The 7,610-nt window shown below is 56.4% G+C and carries 4 protein-coding genes; 1 reads left to right on the forward strand and 3 read right to left on the reverse strand.

Annotated features, from left to right (window positions below):
* Positions 1-630: 630 nt before the first annotated feature.
* On the forward strand, positions 631-1,260 hold the full coding sequence (locus tag VGE80_RS24640; RefSeq protein ID WP_373650475.1) for an adenylate kinase family protein: 630 nt from the start codon (positions 631-633) through the stop codon (positions 1,258-1,260).
* A 129-nt stretch (positions 1,261-1,389) separates the two neighbouring features.
* On the opposite strand, the gene VGE80_RS24645 is transcribed toward VGE80_RS24640, so the two are convergent.
* From VGE80_RS24645 to VGE80_RS24655, 3 genes are all read right to left on the reverse strand, one after another.
* Complete coding sequence (locus VGE80_RS24645; protein ID WP_440594498.1) at positions 1,390-2,379, reverse strand: carbohydrate deacetylase; 990 nt, start codon at positions 2,377-2,379, stop codon at positions 1,390-1,392.
* On the reverse strand, positions 2,376-3,224 hold the full coding sequence (locus VGE80_RS24650; protein WP_440594499.1) for a glycosyltransferase: 849 nt from the start codon (positions 3,222-3,224) through the stop codon (positions 2,376-2,378). Before VGE80_RS24650 ends, VGE80_RS24645 begins: the two co-directional genes overlap by 4 nt.
* Before the next feature lie 171 nt (positions 3,225-3,395).
* Positions 3,396-7,094, reverse strand: coding sequence for a hypothetical protein (locus VGE80_RS24655; RefSeq protein WP_440594500.1), 3,699 nt, complete (start codon positions 7,092-7,094; stop codon positions 3,396-3,398).
* Positions 7,095-7,610 lie beyond the last annotated feature (516 nt).

Below are 7,610 nucleotides of genomic sequence, written 5' to 3' on the forward strand. Positions count from 1 at the left end.
TTGTGCGTCGGCCACGGTCGGCTCGTACAGAGCAACAAGGCTAAGAAGCATCACCAGCCAGGGCTTCATCACTCAAAGCTCCCTTCTTCGTTGTGTGACTGTTGCAACACCATCATGTGCGCTCCCGGGCCGTGAAGCCAAAAAAAAGTCGTCAGTGGAAGCACAATCGGAAATGGCTGCAACAGCGGTTCATTTGACATTATCAGATGCGAGCTGCGCGGGTGCAATATAACCTCTCAAATCCGTCAGGTTTTCCGGGGCACAGCAGCCGCGGATTTCAGATATGCTTGAGACTCCACGTGAGCCGAAGACCGTCGGAGCGGGGAATGGAAACGGGTGAAGTCCCCTGGTGACAGGAGACGATTCTGAGACTGTTGAGTCTAAAAGGCTCACCAGATTAAGATGCCTGCAGCGTTTTCCGTTTCCAGATGAAAGCCCCGGAACCGGGGGAAGGGAAATCGAGAATGACGTGATGCGGATGAGAATGATAATTCGCCGCGGATTTGCAGAATGTTCGGCAGATATTTTCCCGCCGCAAGAGACGGAACTCTGGTCATTGCTGATCGTCACGCCTGACGCATTAAAAATCGTGAATCGACCGACCGAGAATCAACCGACGAAGGGTGACACATGTTTGATGGACGATTTCCGACGGTTCTCCTGTTTGGAGCACCGGGGGTCGGAAAGGGAACGCAAGGATCAATTCTGGGGCAGATCCCCGGCTTTTATCACCTCTCTTGTGGCGATGTTTTTCGCTCGCTGAACATTAACTCGGCGGAAGGGCGTGAGATCTATCAGTTCAGTTCCCGCGGGCAACTGGTTCCTGATGAACTGACGGTCCGTATCTGGACCAAGGCTCTGAACGGACACATTGCTGTGTCGCGCTATCGTCCGCCTGATGAACTGCTGGTCCTCGATGGGATTCCACGAAACCCCAATCAGGTGGAAATGCTCAAGAACACCATCAATGTTCTCGCTATTATCCATCTGATTTGTGTCGATGAATCGCAGATGATCGACCGCATCAAGCGTCGCGCGATCCGCGATAATCGGGCTGACGATGCGAATGAAGACATCATCAAGACCCGGTTCAACGTTTATCGAGCTGAGTCGGAACCCGTTATCAACTGTTACCCGAAAGAACTGATTAAGTGCGTGGACGCGATGCAGTCGCCTCCCGAAGTTCTGGTCGACGTCCTTCAGCACCTGATCCCGATCCGGAACAAGTGGTTGTCGGAACTTCCTGAAGCACCGATGTAAGACACCGTCTCGTGCGGTGTCGTGAGCCAGGGGCCGGTCATCTTGACCGGCTCTCGCTTTTTGCAAACACCCGCGAGCGGAGACCGGATTCGCCGGACGCCCCTCGCGGCGTTGCGATTCTGCCGAAATTCAAGTCGCCTCAGTGGCCCATGTCTCAGTGGCCAAGGCAGAGATTCGGCCCAGACTGAATTGCCGCGAGCGGAGTTCTTCTGCGAGTTTCGAACAGCAGAGGAGTTTGAGCTCGTTCGATCGGAGTTCCGCGAGGGGATCAAACCAGGGATCCGATTCCGCTGAGGTGTCCGGGCCGGGATCGATGGCGGGATGAACCCCGATTTCGGTCATCCTTGTTCCTCGTGCACCCGCCAGAAACCGCGTCATCGTGGCGTCATCAATGCGGCCAGCGTGAGAGGTTCCAAAAAAACGATCTGGAAACGCCACCTTGGTGTTAGCCATCCGTCGTCGAAATGCCCGCGCGAAATGTCGTTTGACCAGTCCAAGTCCCCAGCCTGTGACGTCTCCCTGCAGCAGGACGCTGCGGAACAGGCCCCGTTCGTAGGCAACTCTCACAGTCGGGATGGCGTAGTCGTGCAACAGGGCGGGGACAATCGCTGCGATTCGCGGAATCAGTTCAATGTATTGATGGCCATTCAAATGCGTCGGGTGGTGGCCCCGGGCGATCATCCATTCGATCTGGGCTCGGAGTTCTGCTTCGACGGATTTCATTTGAGCGTCGCTGGCATGATTAATACGAGCGAACAGTTTGCCGATCCCGGGGAAGCACCCCTCCTCGTCGAGTAACTCCGGCGAAAAGTCATTCAATGTCAGCGGTCGACCCTGGGTCAAATTCAGATGAATGCCCAGGTCAAACGGGGTAACGGGGTCGCTCAGCATACGGCGACGTTCGAGGGAAGAAAGTCGACGTGTCTGCACGTCTGCCATCAGGGCCGGCCACACGCGGCAGGCATCTTCTGCAGCAGGTGCGTTCGCCAGGACTGAAGTGCTCGTTAACAGACCCTCGCGAAAGGCCGCCTCAATTCCCGCGTTCACGGCCGCATTCATGCCGAAGTCATCTGCATGAAAGACGATTGAATGACGGGGACTCGAAGAGGCCGACATCATGCCGCCTTCCTCGCCGGCGTCGTCGCGGCGGAGGTTGGATTGAGCACTTCGATATCGGGGCGATAGCCGTTTCGCAGGCCATGCAGTCGGACACCGACGACGTCCATGAGCATCGGAATGGCATTCCTCGTCAGTGAGATTGTGGTTGAGTAGTCGTTGACGAGCGTTACCGCGACTTTCTCAAAGGAAAGGTTCAACAGATGGGTCAAATAGACGACCTCGGCGTCGAACGCGAAACCGTTGACAATCGTCCGCGAGAAAATCATTCGAGCGGCACGGCGACTGAAAACTTTCAGTCCGCACTGGGTATCAGTGATCTCTCGGGAGACAAGGCACATCATGCAGGTGCGGAACACGAACGAAGCCAGTGTCCGCATCAACCGGCGTTCCACGCGCGATGTGGCTCCTTCGATGGTTCGGCTTCCGAAGACCACGTCTCGCCGGCCGGTCTCGATGATCTGGTAAGCAGTCTTCAGCGCGTCCAGGTCGTAGGGGAGGTCTGCATCGGTGAAGCCGATCACCTTCCCGCTGGACGACATCATCCCGTTACGGATGGCGGACCCTTTTCCACCATTGGTCTGTCGGATCGTCGAGAACCTGCGGCCGAATGCTTCGGTCAGCTTTGCGGTTTCATCACGACTGCCATCGTCGACGACCAGGACACGGTAGTTAATCCCCCAGGCATCCAGATACGACTTTGCGTCCGCTAACGTCCTTGGGAGCCGTGCCTCTTCGTTGTAGGCCGGAATGACGAGCGTCAGGTCATGATCGACGTGTGTCTCTTCCTGAAGTGACTTGGTGGCCATCTTCAAGATGACAGTTTTTGAGCTTCCAGCAAAGTGCATCTCGGTGCGCTCCATCGCCCCAGGGCCGCCGCAGACAGGTCGTTCTCTGCGGCCGTTTATTCGTTGTAAGAGGATACTTCGAATGAGGATGCGCGCCTATGGCAGCCTGCCTGGACGGCATTTTCTGCCGAATTTCGCCCACCTCATTGGGAAGGTTGCTTTGCTGCGGAATTACCAGTTGAACGACAGAAGTGTCGACGGTGGAGGGGATTCACTCTGCTCATGATCCCAGAATTTACGCCAGTCTTCCCAGTCAATGTCGTGCAAATTGAACATCAGCGCCCCCATGGGGAACGCGGTCAAACCAGCCGCGCGCGCGGCGGACCGAGGGCGGGGATGAGCGACAGGTTGATCGTCCAGAACGTAGTGAACTTCGTGTTCGTAGTTGCGATGCGGCCAGACCACCAATCCCGTCGAGTTGATGTCGTACGCGTGTCGCTTTCGATCGGCGGGGACTCCGTTGCTGGCCACAGACTTCGAGCCAGGTTGTGTGGATTGGGCCAGTTGAATTTCAATTTGTTCCCGGACCAGATCGACTGCGGCGAGCTTGTAAAGACCCATTACAGCGACTTTGAAGACTTCGACATCGCGAGCCGGTAACTGACTGAGCCATCCTGGTTCCCGGACTGTGGCAACGAGCCAACCGGATTGCTCTGCAAACTCCAGTTGCAAGGGCGTATCCGCAGGGAAAGCTGTTTCTTTGCTGCTCTTGTCGATCCAGATGACCACTCGATTGGTGGCGAGTTCGACGTCGCGGACCTGAAAGCGGTCGTCGCGGAAAGTGCGACTGATATCGAGTAACGCAACAAGTTCACGTTCGATGAAGTGCCTGAGCGCGGCTGCTTCGTGATGCAGTCGCTCGGCGAAGCGGGCCTGGTTGTTCCACGAGAAAGTATCGACGTCACGTCTCGCCGCGCGTCGCTGTTTGGCAAACAATTTCGGGATCGTCCCGGAATGGAAACCGGGGCAGAGAAGCCGGAGCAAGGTCTCTCCATGATCGCCGATTCGCACTGGCCGCAGCTTGGGAGAGCGGTTGGCTTTGTAAAGCCGCCAGTTCTCTTTGAGTTCCCACGCGAGGAATCCAAAGACTCCGGGGATACACATGAGGATCAGTGTCGAGGCGGTATAGGCTGTCGCCACTCGGAGATCAAACAACCGTACGAGACTCTGGCCGAGCGGCAGGTAGAACGTGGCGAACAGGATTTTGTGTGAGACTGTGACAACGGGAAAATGTTTGATCGGATTCAGTTGAGGTTCGATCAGCAGCGTCACGCAGAACCGGACGACGCCATGAATGAAGGACCAGATGAGTCCAAAGATGGCTTTGGCTCCGAGGGTCAGATGGGACTCACCACTACGGAACCGTAACCATTCATCGACCGCATAGAGAATTCGCTCAATCCAGTCGGTCAATGCACGAAAGACATCCACGATCAGTGTGAACATGCCCATGACGAGATGGACGCGGATGCGATACCAGGTACGTCCGAAGAATTCGCGGGCCAGTTCTTCAGTGTCACGCCCGACGCGAGAATTCAGAACGACAAACGACGCAATGAAGATGGCCAATCCCCACCAGCGGTTGAGAAGACTGTAAAAGCCCAGATGAGGAAGGACCTGCCAGAAGAAGAATGTTGCGATGAGCGGGGCGAGGGCAAACCGACGGAAAAGCATCATGGGAAAACTTTTCATCAGCCAGTCGACCCAGGGCCAGCGGAGCACTGCTCGGGGTACTTCAACCAGCAGCACCTTGAGCACGGCCCAGGATTTGACCAGAAACCAGATCACCCATTGTCGGAACCGGGGGAAGTGAATCAGCATGAAGATCACACACCCCAGAATCAGCATCGCCTCGTGGCTGTAGACCAGATGGCGACCATGTCCCGCAGCGTGTTGCTGCAGCACTGCGGGAGGGATGGCTGTCTCATCCGCCTCGTCCAAAGTTGGCGGTGGCTCTTCGGCTACGAGTTCCGAATGGGGTACCGGTTCATCTGCGACAGTGGCATCAGCGACGGGGGGCAGAACTTCAGGTTGATCCTCGGCTTGTTGTGCTTCGACCGGAGCTTCGCCCTCGTGTCGTAATTCATCGTGCGGATGAAGCTCCGCCGCGACGTGCTGCGGAGCGGGACCGAAGCCGAGGATGAGATGTCCAATTTCTTCGATCGACATTAGCAGCAGGAATGAGAGGCCAAACGGGAGAGCGATATACTGCGTCAGTAATCGGCCCCAGTGGATTCCGTAGGCGAGTGAGTTCAGTTTCTGGAGAAAACGCAGGTAGAAGGGACCGCGCTGATAAACCCCGGCCAGCGAGACTGACATCAGTTTGTCGGCACGAAGCAGTGGGTCACCCTTGAAGAATTCTTTCACATCGACCAGATCGGGCATCTTGAGCTGGTTACGGGAAATGGTGTCCCGCAATCCTCCTAGCGTGATGAAGCCTCGCTCAACGATGCCGTCGGAAAGCTCCTGCACCATCTTCTTGAGTGCCACTCGCTCGACGATGCTGGCTGGGACGAATCCGGCATCCTCCAGATTTCGCTCGATCGTTGGTCCGACGCGCGATCGCAAAATCTGCTCGGCGGCATCGGCGGCCTCGTGAATCAGGTGGCTTAGTTCAGTCTGGCCCTCGGGATCGATATCAATGTTCGGCACGCGCAGCGCGGCACGACGCAGATGCTTCGACATCATGACGATTCGCTGCATCGGCAAGGGGCGTTTGAGTGGCGATTTTCCCAGGCTGAAAGCCCATCGCAGCAGATCCACCCGGTAAATCTCCTGCTCGCTGTCGATACAGACAGACTGCAGGTCGTAGAGCAGCCGCGCGTTTGGATTCCAGAATCCCGTTTGAGCGGCGGGCAACAGCTTTTCGCAGATCGCGATCCAGGGAAGTGCTTCCTCATCGCTGAATTCCAGCGCTGCCTGCAGTCGATTCACCAGTTTCTGGACTTCACTTCGCAAAAGATTACGAGCATCGTCAATTGACGTCTCTGGAGCGACTTCCAGGGCTGACTGGAGCGTTAAGGAGGCGCGAACGTGGTTTCCTTTTGCGCTGATCCTGGCGGCTTTTCGGATAAGACTTTCGTAGTGACGGGCCGAGCGGCGTGGGACCTTCGACGGGACAGGCTCTTTCTTCACTTCTGTGGTCAGTGCGTAGTTGATCTCCACATCCGCCGGGATATCGCGAGCCAGGTCCAAGGGTCGCGTCTCGTCCAACAGGCGAGTTGCATCACACTCGCGATTGATGACCTTCAGGACCTGATCTGCGGGAGGCAGGCTGGGGAAGTAGAGAGGAATCAGCCGCGAGGCAAAGGCGGTCAATTCGTGGTACACCGCGACGAATTCAGAATAAACGTTCCGATCGTCGTCGGGTTTGGTCAGCATTTGTTCGGCGCGCAGAACCGACCGAATTTCATCAAATGCGGTCTGGCCGAGCTGGTCGATCCGACTGCGCAACTCAGATGCCGTCATGCGGCCTCGACTGGCGTTCTTCAGCATTTCGGAGTCGATGCGGGCATGAAAGACCAATCGCCAGTAATGCCGCAGCAATTCTTCCCGAGTCATCTTTTCAAGCTGATCTTCTTCGGGTTGAGCGATCAGAATGATCTGCTCAGGCAGGGCAGCACGGTCACTGACGCCGAGCTCGTCACGATTCACCAGCCAAAGCAGGCGATCCCGCTGAATGACATAAGTCTTGCGGTGAGGGGGCTGCTGCAGTGGGCTGGCGATGTCGAGTTCGTTCTGCAGCACACGGCGGACGACACGCGGCAAGACGAAGTAGATGCCCGGCTGTTGTTGACGCAATCGACGCTCGACGTCATTCGCCATCTGAAGCGAGGCGGGAAGTGGCGGCGATTCGATCGGAGCAGACATGGTACTTCTCGGGGGCTGAATCGGGGATGAGGGAATTACCCGCTTCACGTACTACGACAAAAACTCGGCGATCACGAGATGAACGCAGAAAAGGGACGGGCGGACCAATTCCTCGAGTGAACGGCAGCCACGATTTCAACGCAGCTTTGCGGCTACTTCGTCAACCAGGGAACTGATGTCGCGTCGAAGCCTACATCTTGCCTGCCGTCGCGGCAAGGTGTGTTGCTTTGTTACTCGCTTGGTTGACTGAATCGTTCGACAGTCATACCGTGCACCGCCAGAAAACTGGACGAGGCAAGGACATGTGCATTCCTTAAAAAGGTTCGCACAATTCGACCGTGGGGTTCCAGGCGCTTCAGGAGACCCACGGGCAGGACTTGCGGAACTTCACCCCGCAGCTTGAATCAGGGCATGAATGATTCCAGATTTGTTTCCGAGGGAGACCGATTGGAATTCTACCGCCGATGCTGGATGGATAGCGGGGATGAAAAATTCCGTAAGTCTGCCCAAATTCTC

This window comes from Schlesneria sp. (genome assembly GCF_036405755.1).
Taxonomy (GTDB): domain Bacteria; phylum Planctomycetota; class Planctomycetia; order Planctomycetales; family Planctomycetaceae; genus Schlesneria; species Schlesneria sphaerica.

Coding starts and splice junctions, on each gene's coding strand:
- VGE80_RS24640 (WP_373650475.1), top strand. CDS start 631: ATGTTTGATGGACGATTTCCGACGGTTCTCCTGTTTGGAGCACCGGGG.
- VGE80_RS24655 (WP_440594500.1), bottom strand. CDS start 7,094: ATGTCTGCTCCGATCGAATCGCCGCCACTTCCCGCCTCGCTTCAGATG.
- VGE80_RS24650 (WP_440594499.1), bottom strand. CDS start 3,224: ATGCACTTTGCTGGAAGCTCAAAAACTGTCATCTTGAAGATGGCCACC.
- VGE80_RS24645 (WP_440594498.1), bottom strand. CDS start 2,379: ATGATGTCGGCCTCTTCGAGTCCCCGTCATTCAATCGTCTTTCATGCA.